This is a genomic window from Mucilaginibacter sp. A5337 (genome assembly GCF_059690695.1).
Map to the genome: position 1 here is coordinate 143463 of NZ_JCAWEC010000005.1, position 20511 is coordinate 163973.

General features: G+C 44.0%; 12 protein-coding genes and 1 tRNA gene. 12 read left to right on the top strand and 1 reads right to left on the bottom strand.

Going from position 1 to position 20511, the window contains the following annotated elements; genetic code table 11:
- The first annotated feature begins 244 nt into the window (after positions 1-244).
- The 8 genes from AC59JO_RS17905 to AC59JO_RS17940 all read left to right on the top strand — a co-directional run bounded on the left by AC59JO_RS17905 (position 245) and on the right by AC59JO_RS17940 (position 13224).
- Positions 245-3355: a SusC/RagA family TonB-linked outer membrane protein gene (locus AC59JO_RS17905; RefSeq protein WP_497306910.1), complete on the top strand. Its 3111-nt coding sequence runs from the start codon at positions 245-247 to the stop codon at positions 3353-3355.
- A gap of 18 nt (positions 3356-3373) precedes the next feature.
- Positions 3374-4996: a RagB/SusD family nutrient uptake outer membrane protein gene (locus AC59JO_RS17910; protein WP_497306912.1), complete on the top strand. Its 1623-nt coding sequence runs from the start codon at positions 3374-3376 to the stop codon at positions 4994-4996.
- Positions 4997-5145: 149 nt separating this feature from the next.
- Positions 5146-6156: a winged helix-turn-helix domain-containing protein gene (locus tag AC59JO_RS17915; RefSeq protein ID WP_497306914.1), complete on the top strand. Its 1011-nt coding sequence runs from the start codon at positions 5146-5148 to the stop codon at positions 6154-6156.
- Between the two features lie 24 nt (positions 6157-6180).
- Positions 6181-7779: a solute:sodium symporter family transporter gene (locus AC59JO_RS17920; RefSeq protein ID WP_497306916.1), complete on the top strand. Its 1599-nt coding sequence runs from the start codon at positions 6181-6183 to the stop codon at positions 7777-7779.
- 70 nt (positions 7780-7849) lie between these two features.
- The gene (locus AC59JO_RS17925) at positions 7850-9307 is read left to right on the top strand and encodes a glucosidase family protein (protein ID WP_497306918.1); all 1458 of its coding nucleotides are present in this window, start codon (positions 7850-7852) and stop codon (positions 9305-9307) included.
- Between the two features lie 36 nt (positions 9308-9343).
- Positions 9344-11398, top strand: coding sequence for a hypothetical protein (locus AC59JO_RS17930; protein WP_497306920.1), 2055 nt, complete (start codon positions 9344-9346; stop codon positions 11396-11398).
- A gap of 242 nt (positions 11399-11640) precedes the next feature.
- Complete coding sequence (locus tag AC59JO_RS17935) at positions 11641-12282, top strand: Crp/Fnr family transcriptional regulator (protein ID WP_497306922.1); 642 nt, start codon at positions 11641-11643, stop codon at positions 12280-12282.
- A gap of 267 nt (positions 12283-12549) precedes the next feature.
- Positions 12550-13224, top strand: a complete 675-nt coding sequence (locus AC59JO_RS17940) for a peroxiredoxin (protein WP_413667275.1) — start codon at positions 12550-12552, stop codon at positions 13222-13224.
- Positions 13225-13306: 82 nt separating this feature from the next.
- Here the strand turns inward: AC59JO_RS17940 and AC59JO_RS17945 are convergent, their stop codons facing one another.
- A complete protein-coding gene (locus AC59JO_RS17945) occupies positions 13307-14200 on the bottom strand; it encodes a helix-turn-helix domain-containing protein (protein WP_497306924.1) in 894 nt (297 codons plus the stop codon).
- A gap of 176 nt (positions 14201-14376) precedes the next feature.
- Here AC59JO_RS17945 and AC59JO_RS17950 point away from each other — a divergent pair, with 176 nt between their 5' ends.
- The 4 genes from AC59JO_RS17950 to AC59JO_RS17965 all read left to right on the top strand — a co-directional run bounded on the left by AC59JO_RS17950 (position 14377) and on the right by AC59JO_RS17965 (position 20502).
- Complete coding sequence (locus tag AC59JO_RS17950; protein WP_413667277.1) at positions 14377-15360, top strand: aldo/keto reductase; 984 nt, start codon at positions 14377-14379, stop codon at positions 15358-15360.
- A 560-nt stretch (positions 15361-15920) separates the two neighbouring features.
- A complete protein-coding gene (locus tag AC59JO_RS17955; RefSeq protein ID WP_497306927.1) occupies positions 15921-19052 on the top strand; it encodes a SusC/RagA family TonB-linked outer membrane protein in 3132 nt (1043 codons plus the stop codon).
- 14 nt (positions 19053-19066) lie between these two features.
- The gene (locus tag AC59JO_RS17960; protein WP_497306929.1) at positions 19067-20422 is read left to right on the top strand and encodes a RagB/SusD family nutrient uptake outer membrane protein; all 1356 of its coding nucleotides are present in this window, start codon (positions 19067-19069) and stop codon (positions 20420-20422) included.
- A gap of 9 nt (positions 20423-20431) precedes the next feature.
- Positions 20432-20502 (top strand) — tRNA-Cys (locus tag AC59JO_RS17965).
- The last annotated feature ends 9 nt before the right edge of the window (positions 20503-20511 follow it).

Here is a 20511-nt window from a genome sequence, read left to right on the forward strand (position 1 = left end):
CAAAAAACGGCCGACGATAAATCATATCATAGGGTATGCTTTTGCCTGCTTAAGAAATACAAATCGCTTCATAGCCCACTTTTATTTGAATGAATTGGACTGATCTGTCTTATTCTAATCATGTAATATGAAAGCGGCATTCAACTATCCGGACAATTATTTAAAAAAGTTTGTTTGTATTTAAAAAGTTTCTACTTTTATAAAATAATAGACCAGAATAGACCAATAAAATCAAAATTGAATTATGAAAAGAAAAGTACCTAAAAAACTGGGGCTTGTTATGTTTTGCTGTGTCATGTTATGCAGTATTCAGCAAGCATTTTCCCAACAACTTAAATCAATTTCGGGGCGGGTAAAGGATGAACAGGGTTTACCCATGCCATCGGTAAGCGTTAGTTTAGTTGGAACCTCACAGGGCACCACAACCAATGCCGATGGGGTTTACAAGATCAGCGTACCCGAAAACGCTACGCTGTTGTTTTCCTTTCTTGGTTATGAAAAGCAAACCATAAAGATTACCGCTAACTGGAATGGGAATGTATCAATGTCGCCCGATAAAAAGGCGAAAGACCTGAACGAGGTTGTTGTGGTGGCTTACGGCACGCAGAAGAAAGCCAACTTAACCGGTTCCGTAGCCGCAATAGGGGCAAAGGAGTTGCAGGACAGGCCGGTTACCAACCTTAATGATGCCTTGCAGGGTACCATGGCCGGCGTTACTGTTACAACAACCGGCGGACAGCCAGGCACAACCGGTAATATTAATGTTCGTGGTATCGGGACATTGAACAATAGTAACCCAATGGTTGTAGTAGACGGAATTATCGGCAGTTTATCGGATGTAAACCCGAATGATGTGCAGTCTGTTTCGGTATTGAAGGATGCTGCCTCTGCTGCAATTTACGGCTCAAGGGCTGCCAACGGGGTTATACTGATTACCACTAAGCGGGGTAAAAGCGGCAAAATGCAGGTAAATTACACAGGCTACGCCGGTAAGCAAAAAGCAACAAACCTGCCCGACTTTTTACCCTCATGGCAGGCGGCCACCTTGTACAATCAGGCCCTGGCAAACGAAGGGCAGGCCCCTTACTGGACAGCTGATGACATTACCCTGTTTAAAAATCAAACTGACCCTGATACACATCCCAATACCAATTGGCAGGGTTTCCTTTATAAAGGCAGCGGTTTTCAACAAAACCATGCTGTGAACATCAGCGGCGGTGACGAAAAAACTCAATATGCTTTTTCCTTAGGCTATTTTCAACAGGATGGTATTATCCAGAAATCAACTTTCAAAAGGTATTCCACCCGCATGAATATCAATTCGGCCATAACAAAGAATTTTAGCGTTAATGCTAATCTCTCGTTTTTATATGCGCCAACCCAGGCGCCGGATGGTTTAGGCGGAGGCGACATCGGTGGTATTATCGGAACAACAGCTGCCATGAACAGCACAGTTGTAAACCAGTACAAAAACGGTGTATATAACTATCTGTCGTTCGGTAACCCAATTGCCTGGCTCAATTCGCCAGGTTACAACAATAATCAGAATACGCTTTTTACCGGTAACGTAGGGGCCGACTGGGAATTTGTTAAAGGATTACATTTCAGGCCATCGTTTGCATACCGGTATAATGCAAACCCTGCACAGGAGTTTAAGCCAGCCGATGTTTACTACGATCCAAAAAATCCTTCAACAGTACAGACAACTATCAGCCAAAGCTCATTGGCCAACGCTAATGTTGTGAACAGTTATTACAATCTGCAGGGCCTGCTGGAATACGACAGGCATTTTGGAAAACATGCTATAGATATATTAGCCGGTGCCTCGCAGGAGCTTACCAATTATCAGTATTTATATGCCTACAGGCAAAACTTTCTGAATAGTTCGCTGTCGCAAATCAATGCGGCACCATCGTTAGGGCAACAGAATGCCGGTACAGCAAGTCAGCTGGCGTTGGTTTCATATTTCGGCCGTGCCAGGTATTCATATGATGATAAGTATTTACTGGAGGCTAATATTCGCGATGACGGTTCTTCCCGTTTTGCAGCGGGCCATCAGTGGGGGGTATTCCCGTCTTTCTCTGCCGGCTGGAATATTTCTAAAGAGCCCTTTTTCGAATCATTATCAAATACAATACCCCTGCTTAAGTTAAGGGGCTCATGGGGCAAACTGGGTAACCAAACGCTGGTAAACACCAACAGTGGTAATCAAACGCTGGCAAGTTTGGGTGGTTTAAATATCATTAGCCCTTATCCTGCTATTTCGGTTATTTCGGGCGGGCAAAATTATTCGTTCAACCAAACGCTGGCACCGGGCATAGCGCTTAACAATGGAGCAAACCCGCTTATCACCTGGGAAAAATCGACTACTACAGATGTAGGCTTTGATATGGAACTGCTGAATAGCAAGTTGACTTTCACAGCCGATTACTTTGTTAAAAATACCAACGATATCCTTTTACAATTACCGGCCAGTAAGGTTTATGGCTTTACTACGCCGTACCAAAACGCAGGTGCCGTACGTAACAAAGGCTGGGAATTTGCCGCTGCGTACCGCGACAAGATCGGCGCCGTTTCTTACAATATCGCCGTAAACGCATCATTCATCACCAATAAGATAACTGATTTGGCCGGTACGGGGTCTATCTCAAGCGGCCTGGTTGTAGGGGAGCCGATCAAAGCATTTTACGGATACCAGGTCGAGGGTATTTTCCAAACACAACAACAGGTAAATCAGCACGCCAAACAAAGCGGCGGCGTTATAGGCCCAGGCGACCTGATGTATAAAGATATCAGCGGGCCAAACGGTAAACCCGATGGCGTTATTGATGGCAACGATCGTGTATATCTTGGTACACCCTTCCCTAAAACAGCATTTGGCTTTACGCTTGGCGCAGGTTGGAAAGGTTTCAACGTAAGTGGCTTTTTCCAGGGAGCTTTGGGTGTTAAAAACTACGTTCAGGGTTTTGAATTGGGATCATTGCAGCAGGCAAACATTGGCAACCCAACCAGCGCCCTGCTTGATGCCTGGACACCATCCAACACATCAGCTACCTTCCCAAGGTTATGGTCAACTTATTCACAAAATAATCCGCAAAGCTTTGTATCCTCATTTTGGGTGCGGAATGCATCATACCTAAGGTTAAAGAATTTACTGGTGAGCTATAATTTACCTGCCAAATCGCTTGAACGTTTAGGTGTAAAAGGTGTAAGGATTTATTACAGCGGACAGAATATCCTGACGTTCACCAGTTTCTATAAATGGGTGGATCCTGAAACCAATGCCGGAAACAATGCCTACGGCTCGTATCCGCAGTTAAAAACAAATACGCTTGGCCTTGAGGTAACATTCTAATTATTAAAGAAATCGTCGATGAAAAAATTAATCATAACCACAATTATTTTAGGCTCACTGGCAGCATCCGGATGCCGAAAGAGTTTCCTGGACAGGGCACCTTTAGATTCCTATACCAATAATGTACTTTGGAAGTCCTCCAATGATGCAATTGCTGCCTTAAATGGCTGTTACTCCAAATGGGGCGGCGGCAACAACGGCTATTACGGGGTTTTTGCCGATAATAACTCTGACAATACGTTCGATCAGTTCCCCTGGGAAAACTGGCTGTCCCTGTCTGCAGGTATAGCAACACCAACTAATACCGGTTATTCCAAATGGAACTACAGCTGTATCCAAACCTGCAACTGGTTTTTGGACAATGTTAGTGCTACCAATATGGATGCAACGCTGAAAGCCAGACTGATAGCCGAAGCCCGCTTTTTAAGGGCCTATGAGTATTTTACGCTCAGCCAGTTATATGGAGCCGTGCCTCTGGTTGAACATAATATTACACCTGATGAAGCTAATAAGGTAACACAATCAACCAAGGCTGATGTTGTTGCCTATATATTGAAAGAGCTTACCGCAATTGCACCTGATCTTCCGGTTAAATATTCTGGTTCGGATGTTGGCCGTATAACCAGCGGTGCCGCCATCGCTTTAAAGGCAAGGATAGAACTATTCAATAAAATGTATCCGGAGTGTATTGCCGATTGTCAGAAACTAATGGCCCCGCCTTATAGCTATGCAATATATCCAAGCTATGTTGATCTGTTCCGTCAGCCTTTTGCTGATAACCAGGAGGTGATCCTTGACGTTCAGTTTAAAGCAAGTGACAACAATTTTGGATGGGCCAGAAACATGACCATTAACTCATTGGGTGGATATAACTCAATAGCGCCAACCCAAAGCCTTGTTGATGCTTATGAAACAACAAATGGCAAAACTATTGATGATGCTGCATCGGGATATGATGCAACACAGCCTTACAAAAACAGGGACCCAAGGCTTACCGCAACCGTTTTTTATCCGGGTACACAATACAGCAGTAAATTACCTTATGGCTCATACTACGATCCAATTTCAAGCAGTCCTAAAACTTTAGATCATTGGGGCGATAATAACTGTAGCCCTTCTGCATATGGTTTGCGGAAATACACCCCGGTAATAGCCGATTTTCCTAATATGGACCAGGTAGGTATGGATGTTATCCTGATCCGTTATGCCGAAATAAAACTGATGGATGCTGAAGCCAAGATTGAAAGCAATAAAATTGATGCTACGGTGTATGATGATATCAACTCGGTAAGGAAACGCCCGGATGTAAACATGCCCGCTGTTGATCAGTCGAAATATAACGATCAGGCAAGCTTACGTACATTATTACGGCGTGAGCGAAGGGTAGAGCTTGCTGTTGAAGGGCTTCGCTGGTTTGATATTCAGCGCTGGCAGATAGGCGCCCAGGTAATGAACGGGCAAGTTACCGGCAGCTTGCTGGGTACTGTAAACCAAACCAATGGTGCAATAGCCCTTACACCGGGAACAACCATTAAAGTAGGCACGCCGCGTGTATTTGATGCGGCCAAAAATTACCTATGGCCAATACCGCAAACAGAGATTGACCTGAATAAAAACCTGAAACAAAATCCGGGTTATTAATTAAAATTAAAGCTTGTTTAGCAGCGTAGTTGCTAAACAAGCTTTTCAAATGCCAAAGAGATTTAAACAACCAGGCTTTTAATATTAAAGAAAAAGAGCAGCAAGCTTGCTGCTCTTTTTTCTTACTTTGGCTAAAATGTACCGGTATAATGGATAGAATTTTTAAAGAGATTAAAAAGCTGACAGATATTCCCTCATATTCAAAGCATGACAGGTTTGTACAGGGTATCATTAATGCCATTAACGAAAAGGTTATAGGGCAGGATGAAATGCTGCCCTCTGTAAATAAGCTGATTAAGGAGCTGGGCTTTTCGAGGGAAACGATCATCAAGGGATACCGGGATCTGATTAGCAGGGGTATTGTAGAGTCAAAAAACAGGCATGGCTATTTTGTAGCCAACAGTAATGCGGAGCAAACACTGAATGTTGCCCTGCTGATGTATAACCTGGATAGTTTTGAAGAGCAGTTTTATCGTAATTTTCGTCACGAGCTGGGGCCTAATATCCGTTTAAACCCTTACTTTCATCACGGCGACATTGAGATATTTGAAACTATCCTTAACCAGATAAAGGGGAAATATGGGATGTATGTGATAGCCCCAATCCCGCACCCAAAAACAAAGGAACTGCTGGAAGCCATTCCGCGAAATAAATTCCTGATGTTTGACCGTTATGAGCCGCTTGAAGGCGAATTTAACCACATTACCCAGGAGTTTGGGGAATCATCATACCGGATCCTGGCAGAGCTCGCACCTAAGATCAGGAGGTTTGACGAGATCATATTTTACCATTCGCCGGCCTCGCTTGATCCGAAGGAGATTGTGCCGTCTTTCAAAAAATTTCTGAAGGATTTCAATATCAAAGGCCGTATCATTAAGGAATATACACATGGTTCGGTTGAAAAAGGGAAAGTTTACTTTACGCTGGACAACTTTGCACTATGGCAAATCATGCGCGATTGCAAAAGCCAGCAGCTGGTTCCGGGTAAGGACGTTGGTGTGCTTTCAAGTAATGATGAGCCTGCAAAAGAAATTATTGGTGTTACCACATTTTCTGCTGATTTTGCAAGCATGGGGAAACTGGCCGGGCAGGCCATAGTGAATAAGGATAAGATTAGCTTAACAGTTCCGACTATCTTATTTGATAGGAATACACTTTAAAAATTCAATCTAAATCACGGAAAAGTGAACGGGCTTATATTAACCAGCTTTCTTTTTTTTACAGGTATAGTAGGTTTGCTGTCCTGGATTAAATTGCGAAAAAGCAGGCTTAATACGCTCAATAGCTTTTTTTTGGCCGATAGAAGCCTGAGTTTTTTATTAGTAGGCGGGGGATTGTTGTTTACCAATATCAATACGGCCACCATTATTGGCGAAAATGAGCTTGCCTATTCGCATAACATGTCGGTTATGGCCTGGGGCATAACTTCGGTGCTGGCAATGCTGCTGGTTTCTGAATTTTTGATGCCGCTTTATCTCAAGCTGGGCATCGCCACCACGCCCGATTATCTGACAGCCCGTTACGGACAGGGAATAGGGAAGTTGGTTTCCTGTATCTTTTTACTTAGCTACATTGTTAATCTGTTGCCCTCAGTTTTGTATAGTGGTGCGGTTGCCTTCAATGGCTTGTTCCATTTTTCAGAAGTTTGGAAAACCGATTATTGGACAACCATCTGGATCCTGATTTGGGTGATGGGGACGGTTGGCTGTCTTTATTCATTATTGGGCGGTTTAAAAGCAATATCCGTTTCTGATACTTTGTTGGGCTTCGGTATATTTGCAGGCGGGCTTTTGCTGCCGTTTTTCGGCCTGAGATACCTGGGCCAGGGCAATATGACGCAGGGATTGCACATTTTATTGCATAACAAACAGGAACATTTAAACAGTATAGGAGCGGCAGCCGACCCTATCCCTTTTGGTACATTATTTACCGGTATGCTGCTGGTTAACCTGTATTACTGGGGTACAGAGCAATATATTGTTCAGCAGGTGCTGGCTTCAAAAGATCTTAAAAATTGCCAAAAGGGGATAGCTGTTGCCTGTGCAGGTAAATTGATATCACCGTTGCTGCTAAATGTGCCCGGGCTTATTGCAGTACATATTTTTACACATCTGGATAACCCGGCCGAAGTATTTCCGAAGCTGGATAGCCTGGTGTCGCCACCTTTTATAGCGGGGTACATAGCTGCAATTATTTTTGGCGCTGCTTTAACAACATTCAATGCGGGGCTAAACAGCTCAAGTACCTTATTTGTATTGAACATCTATAAACCCTGGACTGAGAAACGAGGTAAACCGGCCGACGAAAAACATATGATAAGCACGGCTAAAATGTTCGAGATCCTGATCTGTTTGCTGGCGATGTTCATTGCTCCCTTTATCATTTTTGTTAAAAATGGCTTTTATACTTATGTGCAAATGGTAAACGGTTTTTTCAATGTACCCATCTTTACCATTATGTTTATCGGTTTTGTAACCAAAAAGGTACCAGCCATAGCTGCCAAAATCGGGTTGATGTTTTTTATTGTTAGTTATGCGCTTACCCAGCTGGTTTTTGATCTGCATATCCATTTTCTGCACATCCTGGCCATATTATTTGTGTTAACATGTGGGCTTATGTTGTTTATCGGCAGGATTTATCCTATGCCGGTGCCTTATAAACAACAGCTTAATACTATGGTAGATATAAAGCCATGGAAAAACCGGCACATCTATAGCTGCATACTCTTACTGCTTATGATACTGATGTTTATCATATTTTCTCCGCTCGGGCTTTCAAAATAAGTTTTGGACAATAAATAAAATTCCCTATTTTTATAAAATAGACCAGAATAGACCAAATTAACTCAACTACATGAATACTATGGTTTCATTTGCATGCAGGCTATTTACCACCGTGGTAATGCTGTGTATGTTTCTCACATCTGCGGCTTTTGCCCAGGATGTAAAATTTACCTCATCTGATAAAGAAATAGAACAGGCTTTTGATTGGGCCAAAAGCATGGCCCTGCACTATAAAGGGCACCCTGCAGATCCGGTAGGTCCCTGGTATGAGTCGGCATTGCCGCCGCGTGATGCTTTTTGTATGCGCGATGTATCACACCAAAGCATAGGTGCGGAGATTTTGGGTTTGCAGCGCGAAAACCATAATATGCTTACCTTATTTGCCCGTAATATATCAGCCTCAAAAAACTGGTGTTCTTATTGGGAAATGAACAAATCAGGCAAGCCTGCGCCGGAGGATTACAGAAACGACCGCGAATTCTGGTACAATCTCCCTGCAAATTTTGATGTGCTTTACGCCAGTTGGCGGCTTTATTTATGGACTGGGGATAAGTACTATATTAATGACCCCACATTTGTTCATTTCCAGGAAAAAACGGTTAAAGATTATATTGATGCCTGGGTACTTGCAGCCGACTCCATGCTGAACAGGCCCGCCCATCCAAATGCACCGGTACCTTTTAATGAAAGTGATGCTTTTCATCGCTGCCGCGGTTTACCTTCCTATTCGGAAGGGGTACCTAACCTGAAAACCGGTGCCGATCTCGTAGCCGCACTTTATAGGGGATTGTTAACCTATTCAGCCATACAGGCCAGTAAAGGTAAGCAGGCAGAAGCGTTAAAGTATGCTGCCAAAGCCGAAAAGTACAGGCAACAGTTAGAGGCAGACTGGTGGGATGCAAAAGAGAATTTATACTTTACTTACTACAGTAATGATCATCATTTCGGGAGGGATGAGGGTGAAACTTTTTTGCTTTGGTTTGATGCCCTGAAAGATAGCACACGTATTAAACAAACCCTCGGACACCTCAATTCTAAAACCTGGAATGTAGAAAATACATCCTACCTGCCGTTGATATTTTATAATAATAGCTCATGGCAAAAGGCCCGGGACTATATACTTTATCTGTCGGATAAAAACACTGAAAGAAGAGAATACCCGGAGGTTTCATTTGGTGTAGTAGAAGGTGTTGTTCAGGGCTTGATGGGGATCACACCCGATGCGCGTTCAGAAAGTGTTAGCACTATTTACAAAACAATTGATAATAGTAACGCTACCATTACCAACTTACCATTGCTTGGCACTGTTGTTAATGTTACTCATCAAAATGCACAACAATCTTCCCTTACTAATACAGGCAAACGGCAATTGAAATGGAAAGCCATGTTTTATGGCAATTATAAACATGCATTTGTGAATGAAAGGCAAATGCCTGTCAAACAATTTACAGATGGCAGCGGAAAACGTATATCCTTTGTAGAGGTTGTTGTTAAACCGGGACAACAGGTAAAAGTGAGCGTGAAATAATAAAAATCAATAACATCCTTATTCCAACCATATTTAATGAATTCTTATTTGCGTCAATTTTGCTTCGCTTTATTTATATTTTTTGCACAACTGCATTTTGCATCTGCCCAACAATTAGTGCTGCCACAGCAGAGCAACAGATGGAATTTACAACCGGATGGCAGCATCACCTGGAACATTAATGATCGGCTGCCTCATGCCGATCATATTGAAATGTCGGGCGAGAAAGTATCATTGTGGGTAGCCTACCAGGTTGATAAAGCAGGCCTGTGCCATTTGTCACGTACTGTGGTTTTCCCAACATTTCGGATGCTTCCGGATGATACCAGGAGCCATATAGCCTATACTTTTGATGATAATGCCCTGCCGCGAATGTATGTTGATGATGAACTATTGTGGCCGGATGTGGCAAAAGGCGGCGTAGATTTGTCCGCCAAAAGTATCAATCAGCATGGCATCATGCGTATCTCATACCGTACAGATAAGTTAAAGCAGGTTAAAATAGAACATAGTTTATTTCCATCAACAGAAAAGCCACTGGCCCTTGAAACCTATCAATTTACCAACGTGAGCAATAAACCGGTAACAGTGTTTATGGAGCATTTGAAGCGTGAAGTAACAACAGATACACTCAGAAGCAAAGTATCGCCGCATACCGTTGTTGTACAATCTGTAAATGACGGCCGCAGGATCCTTCAGCCTGGTCAGTCATATACTTTTGCGGTTGGTTACCTGGCAACTGATCATCCGCAATCGCTGCAGCCCATTGTGCCCGATTTAGAAGAGAAAGCCAGGCAGCATCGTATTGCCGAAATCGAGGCTCCCTTACAACTGCAAACTCCCGACAGCATTTTAAACGCGATGTTTGCTTTTGCCAAGATCAGGGCTACAGAAAGTATTTTTAAAACAAAGGCCGGCTACATGCACGGGCCAGGCGGTTTATCGTATTATGCCGCTATCTGGGCAAATGACCAGGCGGAATACGTAAGTCCGTATTTTGCTTTTTCGGGCGATAGCATCGGCGTTTTATCGGCCATGAATTGTTACCGCCTTTTTGCAAGTTATATGAACCCGCAGTATAAACCAATTCCCAGTTCGATAGTAGCCGAAGGCGACGCTGTTTGGGATGGTGCTGGCGATAGGGGCGATCAGGCGATGATAGCTTATGGTGCATCACGATTTGCATTGGCTTACGGCAAAGCAGATTCGGCCCGGAAATTATGGCCGCTGATAAGCTGGTGTTTGGAATACAGCCGCAGGCATATCAATCCGCAAGGGGTGGTTACATCTGATGCCGATGAATTGGAGGGACGGTTTCCGGCGGGTAAAGCCAATCTATCAACAAACTGCCTGTATTATGACGCGTTGATATCAGCCGCCCTGTTGGGCAAACAACTAAAGGTTCCTGCTAAAATTACTGATGGATATCAGAAAGAGGCTGCACAGCTCAAAACGGCAATTGAAAAATACTTTGGGGCAACCATCGGCGGATACAGTACCTACAAATATTACGAAACCAACAATACGTTACGGGCCTGGATCTGCATGCCTTTGGCCATGGGAATTTATGACAGGAAAGAAGGCACAGTTGAAGCGCTGTTTTCGCCGCAACTTTGGACGGCCGACGGGCTCGCTACCGAAGCAGGAAAGGAAACTTTTTGGGACCGCTCAACTTTGTACGCCCTAAGGGGAGTGCTGCAGGCTGGTTTAACCGATAAGGCAATAGCTTATTTACATTATTATTCTGTCCGCAGGTTATTGGGCGAGCATGTGCCATACCCGGTTGAGGCTTATCCTGAAGGTAACCAGCGGCATTTATCTGCCGAGAGCGGCCTATATTGCCGGATCTTTACCGAAGGTTTGTTCGGTGTAAGGCCTACTGGCTTCCGGAGTTTTGACTGCACGCCCAGGCTGCCTCAAAGCTGGAATAACATGGCCATGAATAATATCAATGCGTTTGGCAGTACTTTTAATATTGAAGTATCCAGGTTGCCTGGCGGAAAGATGCAGATTAAGGTTATTGAAGGAACCATGCAGCGTACTTATTTAAGTAAGAGCGGTGAAGCTGTTAAAATTACGTTGCGGCATTGATTTGAACTTTTGAGACCTGGGATGCCAGGAGTTGAGAAAGCAGATGAGGCTAATCAGTTTTGATGGGATGACATCGGTATTCGGTTTGAAATTATTGATAAGGTGAACGACATGCCTGCTGCTTTTCTCAATGCATTGATATAAAGGCTTCTTCTCAGTTGTACAATATGCTTTACACATCTTATTGTGGCATTTAAACATCTGATAAATTGATTATTTTTAGCCTCCAAAACCTATGATCCATGTTTAGTGTTAAAGCTGCCGTTAGTAAATTTGAATCGGTATTTGAACCTGCTTTGCTGGCCGAACTGGAAACAAATTCCATGCTGGTGACGGTAAAAGGCGGCGATACGATGCTTAACCCGGGACAAACTATACGGGCTGTACCGTTATTGCTTAGCGGTACCTTTAAAGTAAGCCGTGTAAATGACGAAGGTCAGGAGATATTACTATATTATGTAAAGGAAGGCGAAAGCTGTGCTATGACATTTACCTGCTGCATGATGTCGCACTTTAGTGTGATCCGCGGAACTGCCGAGGAAGACAGCGAACTGCTTTGCGTGCCTATGGACGTGATGGACGGATGGATGGTAAAGTACCCAACCTGGAAGCGCTTTGTAATGCAAACGATATTAAACCGCTTTACCGAAATCCTAAAAAGTATCGATGACATAGCCTTTAAAAAACTGGATGACCGCCTGGTTAATTATCTCAAGGAAAAGGCAAAGGCAACCGGTTCTTCGCTCATCAATCTCACTCACCAACAAATTGGCGACGATCTGGGCACCAGCAGAGTGGTTGTATCTCGTTTGCTTAAAAAGCTCGAAATGGATAATAAATTACTTCTTTACTATAACCAGGTTAAATTACTGAGCGAATTGTAACTTTTGTTACAGCGGTTTGTATCTTTTGTTACAAAATATGCCTTGTTGTCTGTTGCATCTTTGCTATGTCAAAAGCAACAAGCCATGAAAACACAAACTCTCCAAACCACTGTAAGCTTTAATATAAAACCACTAACAGGATTTAGAAACTCCGGCGGTTTTTACAGGCGTATGCTTATAAAAGTTATTCTTTTTATTGACTCTGTAAACCTTGCGACATGTAAAGACGATCAATTTATTTTTTAACCATTTTAACCAATAAACATCATGAGTATCAGATTAAACGACACAGCCCCAGATTTTCAGGCAGAAACTACTGAAGGCACTATCAATTTTCATAATTGGATAGGGGACGGCTGGGCAATCCTTTTTTCGCATCCTAAAGATTTTACCCCGGTTTGCACTACTGAGCTGGGCTACATGGCTAAACTTGCTCCCGAATTTAAGCAACGTAACTGCAAGGTAATAGGTTTAAGTGTTGACCCCGTAGGCCGTCACGCTGAGTGGGCTAAAGACATAGAGGAAACCCAGGGATACGCCGTAAACTATCCTATGATAGGTGATCCTGACCTGGCCATTGCAAAGTTATATGACATGTTACCGGCTGATGAACCCGGAACTTCGGAAGGTCGTACCGCTGCTACTAACCAAACCGTGCGCTCGGTATTTATTATTGGCCCCGATAAAAAAATTAAGCTGATGCTTACCTATCCAATGGCAACCGGCCGCAACTTTGATGAAATACTGCGGGTGCTGGATTCATTGCAGTTAACAGCCGGCTACAAAGTAGCCACCCCGGTAAATTGGAAAAATGGCGAAGACGTGATCATCGTTCCGGCGGTATCTGACGAGGAAGCAAAAGAAAAATACCCCAACGGCTGGAAAACCGTTAAGCCTTACCTGCGTATTGTAGCACAGCCGGGTGAAACAATTATGAATTGATTTTATCGAAAAAGGGGGTAATATGTTCCTTTGATCAGGCGCAAATCCAACAGGATTTGCGCCTGATTTTTATCTGAGCAGTTTAATTTAGTGAACGGTATTCAATAGGAGAGTACCCAACACGCTGCTTAAATAAGCGCGTAAAGTGCTGCGGATATTTAAACCCTAATCCATAAGCTATCTCGCTCAGCGATTTACTGGTATCAAATATTTTTTCCTTAGCAACATCTATCACTTTCGACTGGATATAGTCCTGGGCTGATTTTCCGGTCTCTTTCTTGATAAGGTCGCCGAAATAATTGGCCGAAAGGTTTAACTGATCGGCGCAATAACCTACCGATGGTAAACCTACGGTAAGCGGTTTGTCGGAAGTCCAATAACTGTCAAGTAAGCTTTCAAACTTTTGTAATACGCCTTTGTGAGCCAGATCACGGGTGATGAACTGGCGATCGTAAAAACGTTGGCAATAATTCAGGAACAACTCAATGTTGCTTACAATTAAAGTTTTGCTGTGCTTGTCTATCGCATGGCCAAGTTCATATCTGATCTTATCAAAGCAATCGATAATGATCTTTCGTTCACTTTCCGACAGATGGAGGGCTTCATGAACATCGTACGAAAAAAATGTATGGTCCTGGATATGGCGGCCAAGTGAAGTGCCTTTGATCAGATCCGGATGGAAAACCAGGGCCGTGCCTTTAGGTTGATAGTACTCGCCATTATCTGAGCCAATTACCTGCCCCGGGCCAACAAAAACCAGTGTACCTTCTTCATAGTCGTAATAATTGCAGCCGTATTTTAGGTCGCCGCATTTTACTTCTTTTAAAAACACGGTATAAAATCCATAATTGATACGGCGTTTTGTACGTCTGTCAGCTTTTGACATATCAACAATGTTCACCAGCGGATGCAGCGTTTCATTATTGTTGTGCGCATTAAACTGGCTTATGGTGTCAATGCGGATAATATTTTCCATTGCTATGCTCTTTAACTATATCAAAGTTACGGCATCTGGAAGCGTTTAAGTTTGGCTTTTGTCTGCAATCAGTAATTTTGGTAAGCAATACCGTAATTGATATAACATTTGCCTCCAAAATACACCTCAACTTTGTGCGGTTAAATTAATAACCATCTGTTAACAATATTAAATATATGAAAACAAGAAAATTAGGTAACAGCGGCCTTGAGGTATCCGAACTGGGATTAGGCTGTATGGGCTTGAGTTTTGCTTATGGTCCGGCAACTGAAATAAAAGAAGCTGTTAAATTTCTTCATGCCGCGGTTGAAAAAGGTGTTACTTTTTTTGACACTGCCGAAGCTTATGGCCCTTTTACAAACGAAGAGCTTTTGGGTGAAGCTCTGGCGCCTTATCGTGATCAACTGGTTATTGCTACTAAATTTGGTTTTAAAGAGGGTAAACCCGCCGACGGTATGGACAGCCGTCCGGAACGCATCCGTGAAGTTGCCGAGGCTTCTTTAAAAAGATTAAAAACAGACCGTATCGACCTTTTTTATCAGCATCGTGTTGATCCCAATGTGCCGATAGAAGACGTAGCCGGAACCGTTAAAGACCTGATACAGGAAGGTAAAGTAAAACACTTTGGTATGTCTGAAGCTGGTGTGCAATCCATCCGCAAGGCGCATGCGGTGCAGCCTGTGGCGGCTTTGCAAAGTGAGTATTCATTATGGTGGCGCGAACCGGAAAACGAGATCATGCCTTTACTGGAAGAATTGGGTATTGGTTTTGTGCCTTTCAGCCCGCTTGGAAAAGGGTTCCTTACCGGTGCCATTAACGAAAATACAACTTTTGCCAAAGATGATTTTCGGAATATAGTCCCTCGTTTTACCCCGGAGGCAAGGAGTGCAAACCAGGCAATGGTTGATTTGCTTGCCCAAATAGCGCAGGAAAAACAGGCAACTCCGGCACAAATAGCCCTGGCCTGGTTGCTGGCACAGAAGCCCTGGATAGTGCCTATTCCGGGAACTACCAAATTACATCGCCTGGAAGAAAATCTTGGCGCCGTAGATATTACATTATCGGCAAATGATCTTAGTCAAATTGAACAAGCAGCTTCGCAAATTAAAATTGAAGGTGCAAGATACCCCGAGCATTTATTGAAAAGAGTAGGCAAGTAATTACGCCGGCTTTCTAAGCATATTTATTGAAGAGGCTGCCACGACAAAGGCAGCCTTTTTGCGTGGTAAGATTTGTATTGTTATAAAACAAACAGTAGCTGGAAAATCGATTTATGTAACAATTGTAACAAATTAAATATATAATCTATAGATTTGGTAGTTTATTTTTTAATTTCTATGTTTGTCGCCGTACTAATAAAAAACAAGGGTGATGAACACTTCTTTTACCAAACAAAGAGTACTTCCTGAACAAGCCGAACGAATGCACGCTTCTCCTAAAGCATGTATGTGCAGTTGTTGTAAATAACGCTATCTATTCGTGAAATTGATTATTGCGGGTTAACAAACCGGCCCTGCATCGCTATGAAAAAAATGATTTGAATTTGTAAGGTACTTTAACACAGCATATGAACTAAACTATACCCCCTATTAAAAAATAACCGGCAAGGAAGCCTTGCCGGTGTGGCAATGACAAACCGGCTACGTAACGCCAATCACTCCACCGGTTTGCATCTGAGCTAAACTAAACGCATTGAACATTTATTTTAACCTCGTTAAATATGGAAATATTTATCCGTAAAAACACAACTGTACTTTCCAAATATATTTTCCTGTTTCTGTTCTTTTTTCCATTGGCGGCAGTGGCCCAGCAGGAGCCGCCTGCAACCGTTAATTCTATTTTAAAAGGACGTGTATTTGATGCTGCCACCCGGGACGTGCTTCCGGGTGCGGTAGTGTCAATTAAAGGCACAACGCACGCCGTTTCAACCAACGCCGAAGGCCGTTTTGATTTTGTAACCGGTCAAAAATTTCCTTATACATTGATTATTCGTTTTATTGGTTACGATCAGCAGGAGATAGTTGTTAACGGCAGCCCGATTGAAATTTATCTGAAACCTATTCCTCAGCAACTTAATGATGTGGTGGTTGTAGGGTACGGTACCAAAACCCGTAAGGATCTGATCAGCTCGGTATCAACCATAAAGGCCGATGAAGTAAAGAAAACTCCCGTGGCCAGCTTTGATGCGCAGTTACAAGGCAAAGCAACTGGCGTACAGATCAATTCAAATACCGGTGTGCCGGGTGATGGCATATTTATCCGCGTGCGTGGTACTACCTCAATCAACGCCAGTAATGATCCTTTATACATTGTTGATGGTGTATTTTTAAATAATACCAGCCTGCAAACGGTTAGTACCGGTGGCAGGGCAACATCGCCAATTGCCGATATTAATCCTGATGATATTGAAAATATCGAGGTATTGAAAGATGCCAGCGCTACGGCCATCTATGGCTCGCGTGGTGCAAATGGTGTAGTTATTGTTACAACCAAACGCGGTAATTACAATAGCAGACCAAAAATTAACTTCAACGTTTCGCAGGGATTGGCATGGCAGCCTAAAGACAGGCTTTGGAAGCTGACCACCGGCCCTCAGCACGCCGAGATTGTAAACGAGTTTTACCGCAATTCTGAGGCTGATGCTATTGCGACGGGTAACGCGGCGGGCATTAAAACTTATCAGTATCAACCCTTTCGTGCTTCTGATGATAACCCTACGGCTTCACCAGCACCAAGGGGCTTACCATCGCAGCAAAATACCTACGACCGTTTGAGCGAGTTGTTCCGTACAGGTAACCTGGCTAACTATGACCTGTCTTTAGAAGGTGGTTCAAAGGACACCAAATATTATATAGGCGCAGGATATACCAAACAGCAGGCCGATATTAAACCTATAGATTTTAGTCGTCTTGGTTTTAAAGTAAACCTCGATCAACGGATCAGCGACAGGGTACAGGTAGGTACAAGTAACAGTGTTTCACGTTCATACCGCAACCAGGCCCGCGCAGGTGATGGTCCGGCGGGTGGTTTGTTCCAGTCTGCTTTGCATACGCCAACCTATCTGCCCGAAACCAATGCCGATGGCACACGCGCGCGCTACGCCGGTTTTGACAACCTGCAGGTGCTGATTGATAACTATAATGTTCACACCACAAGCTTGCGCTACATCGGCAACGTTTATGCTGATATTGAGATTTTGAAAGGATTGAAATTTCGCTCAAGCTGGAGTGTTGATTATAACAACTACAATGAGTCTGAATACTGGAACGATAAAACGCAGTTGGGTGCATCGCCAACCAATGGTCTGGCTACGTCTGCCATAACCCAAAGCACCGCCTGGATCAACGAGCAGACTTTGACCTATCACCACCTGTTTGGCGAAAAGCATACTTTGGATGTAGTTGCCGGTAACACGCTGCAAAGTAATATTATACAGCTAACGTCGGCACAAGGAACCGGTTTCCCAAATAATGCCTACACCGATATTTCATCGGCTTCAACCCGTACAGCCAACCAAACCTGGACAAAGGCTAACCTTTCATCATACTTTTCGCGTATTTCATATAATTATGCCAGCAAGTACTATTTGGAGGTAAGTGCCCGTGCCGATGGTTCATCGAAGTTTGGTGCCAATAACAAATGGGGATACTTCCCATCGGTAGGTGCTTCATGGCGTGCTAAAGAAGAAAGCTTTTTGAAAGATGTAAATTCAATCAGCGATCTTAAACTGCGCGTAAGCTACGGCGTTACCGGTAACCAGGCGGGCATCAACAACTTTGCGGCACAAGGTTTATGGAGCGGTGGCGCAGGTTATCCTGATAACACAACCGGTGGAGACAAAGCCGGTACCGCACCACAGCAGTTGGCCAATCCAAACCTGAAATGGGAGCGTACCGCACAGGCTAACGTGGGCTTTGACCTCGGTTTGCTGAACAATCACCTGAACCTGTCTGTCGATCTATACTCTAAACAAACCAGCGATGTATTGCTGCAATTACCCGTTCCGGAGATTACCGGCTACAGCACTTATTACAGCAACGTAGGTAAAATAAGTAACAAAGGTTACGAGGTAAGCATCAGCTCAAATAACATCAAAACAAAGGATTTTAGCTGGAGCAGCAGTTTCAATATCTCGGGCAACGTTAACAAAATTAAATCGCTGCCGGTACCTATTAACCAATACAGCCGCGACTGGATCAGGATGCAGCAGGGATATTCGATGTTCTCGTTCTGGATGTATAAGCAGTTGGGAGTCGATCCGCAAACCGGTAATGCCATATTTGAGGACGTTAACAAAGACGGTGTGATCAATACTGCCGACCGCCAGATAGTTGGCAATGCCCTGCCTAAATACTTTGGCGGCTTAAGCAACACCATTACTTACAAAGGTTTTGATGCCAGCTTCCTGTTCAGCTTTGAAGAGGGTAACAAAGTGCTTAACCTGAACCGCTTTTTTGGCGAAGGCGGCGGTACCCGCGATGCTAACCGTGTAATATTTGCCAGTCAGTTAAACAGGTGGCAAAAGCCCGGCGATATTACCGACGTGCCGCGCTTAACCGCTTATGGCAACAATTATACGCTTGAACAAAACAGCCGTTTCCTGGAAGATGGTTCCTTCATTCGCCTTAAATCATTGAGCCTTGGTTATACGCTGCCAAAAGCGCTTACTCAAAAAATTGATATCCAATCGCTGCGCATTTATGTAGTAGGTAGTAACCTGCTGCTGTTCACCAAATACACAGGCCCCGACCCGGAGGCTAATGTAGGCGGCGGACAGGATGTGCAGGGCATTGACCTGGGTACACCGCCGCAACCGCGCTCAGTTCAGTTAGGTGTAAATATTACTTTATAAGGAGGGCAACGATCATGAAATTACTTAAAACTTTAAAATATACTATTCCCGCTTTATCGCTTGTGACACTGGCTTCCTGCAAAAAGTTCCTGGAGGTTCAGCCCAAGGATTCGGTGTCTGATTCACAAACCATTGTCGACCGTGCATCGGCCGAAACCGCTGTGCGCGGCATTTATAGGGCTTTATCTGCCGATAATTACTATGGTGTAAACTTTGTTTCGGTAGGCTATTTATCAGGCGATAATATCCAGTGGACAGGTTCACAATCCATAGTACAACAGTTTATTGACCATAATGTAAAGGCCGATAATGCTACGGTATCGGGTATCTGGCTGGCCATTTACACTACGATAAACCGGGCAAACTATGTAATAGCCAAATTACCCGGCGTTACCGATGCTACACTGACAACAGCCGAAAGAAACCAACTGTTAGGTGAGGCATATTTCATCAGGGCCTTATGCTACTTTGACCTTGCCCGTACCTGGGGTGGTGTACAGATTGTTACAACGCCAACCATATCGGCCACAGATAAAAATGGCATCAAACGCAGCACGCTTGAGCAAACCTACGCACAGGTACTTAGCGACCTTAATACTGCAGAACCATTACTGCCGCTACCAACCACGCAAAACCCGGTAAGGGCAAATAAGGAAACAGTTTATGCTTTAAAAGCAAGGTACTACCTGTACCAAAAAGACTGGACTAATGCCGAAAACTATGCAACGCTGGTATTGGGCGATACACAGAATTATTCGTTATTGAAACCTTACAGCGCGTGGTTTGCCAACAATGTGGTAGGTACTAAAGAGTCGGTGTTTGAACTGGCTTACAGTGCTACTTATACCAATGGCCACCGCGGGCAATGGCAGCCACCGGCTAACAGTGGTACCCGCCAATGGGCACCTAACGCCGTGTTTTTAGCATTGGTAAACGACGCTACCATAGGAGGTAACCGGAGTGCTTTGGTGGCTAAAACATCTGCAGGTTTATGGTATGGCAACCTTTATTACCGCAGCCCGGCAACGGATCCGGCTTACATCATCAGGATTGCCGAAGAATACCTGATTCGCTCAGAGGCCCGCGCACAGCTTAACAAACTTGCCGATGCCAAGGTTGATCTGAACGCCGTACGTGACCGCGCAGGCTTAACAGCCACAACCGCCGTTTCGCAAGCTGATATTTTACTGGCCATTGAAAACGAGCGCCGCATTGAGTTTGCATTGGAAGGGCATCGCTGGTTTGATCTGGTGCGCACAGGTAGGGCAGCTGCCGTGTTGGGCGTTACGGATACTAAAAAGAACATTTTGCCTATCCCGGTAGATCAGCTGAATGTTGACCCGGCACTAACACAAAATCCAGGTTATTAACGGGCATAAAGCCGGGTGACTGAGTGGCTAAGTAGAGGTCTGCAAAACCTTGTACGGCAGTTCGAACCTGCCCCCGGCGTCTTCTAAAT

What these genes read in the sequence shown, in the direction of transcription:
- AC59JO_RS17930 (WP_497306920.1), top strand. Translation starts at nt 9,344, where the DNA reads ATGAATTCTTATTTGCGTCAATTTTGCTTCGCTTTATTTATATTTTTT.
- AC59JO_RS17925 (WP_497306918.1), top strand. Translation starts at nt 7,850, where the DNA reads ATGAATACTATGGTTTCATTTGCATGCAGGCTATTTACCACCGTGGTA.
- AC59JO_RS17950 (WP_413667277.1), top strand. Translation starts at nt 14,377, where the DNA reads ATGAAAACAAGAAAATTAGGTAACAGCGGCCTTGAGGTATCCGAACTG.
- AC59JO_RS17960 (WP_497306929.1), top strand. Translation starts at nt 19,067, where the DNA reads ATGAAATTACTTAAAACTTTAAAATATACTATTCCCGCTTTATCGCTT.
- AC59JO_RS17905 (WP_497306910.1), top strand. Translation starts at nt 245, where the DNA reads ATGAAAAGAAAAGTACCTAAAAAACTGGGGCTTGTTATGTTTTGCTGT.
- AC59JO_RS17915 (WP_497306914.1), top strand. Translation starts at nt 5,146, where the DNA reads ATGGATAGAATTTTTAAAGAGATTAAAAAGCTGACAGATATTCCCTCA.
- AC59JO_RS17940 (WP_413667275.1), top strand. Translation starts at nt 12,550, where the DNA reads ATGAGTATCAGATTAAACGACACAGCCCCAGATTTTCAGGCAGAAACT.
- AC59JO_RS17955 (WP_497306927.1), top strand. Translation starts at nt 15,921, where the DNA reads ATGGAAATATTTATCCGTAAAAACACAACTGTACTTTCCAAATATATT.
- AC59JO_RS17945 (WP_497306924.1), bottom strand. Translation starts at nt 14,200, where the DNA reads ATGGAAAATATTATCCGCATTGACACCATAAGCCAGTTTAATGCGCAC.
- AC59JO_RS17935 (WP_497306922.1), top strand. Translation starts at nt 11,641, where the DNA reads ATGTTTAGTGTTAAAGCTGCCGTTAGTAAATTTGAATCGGTATTTGAA.
- AC59JO_RS17910 (WP_497306912.1), top strand. Translation starts at nt 3,374, where the DNA reads ATGAAAAAATTAATCATAACCACAATTATTTTAGGCTCACTGGCAGCA.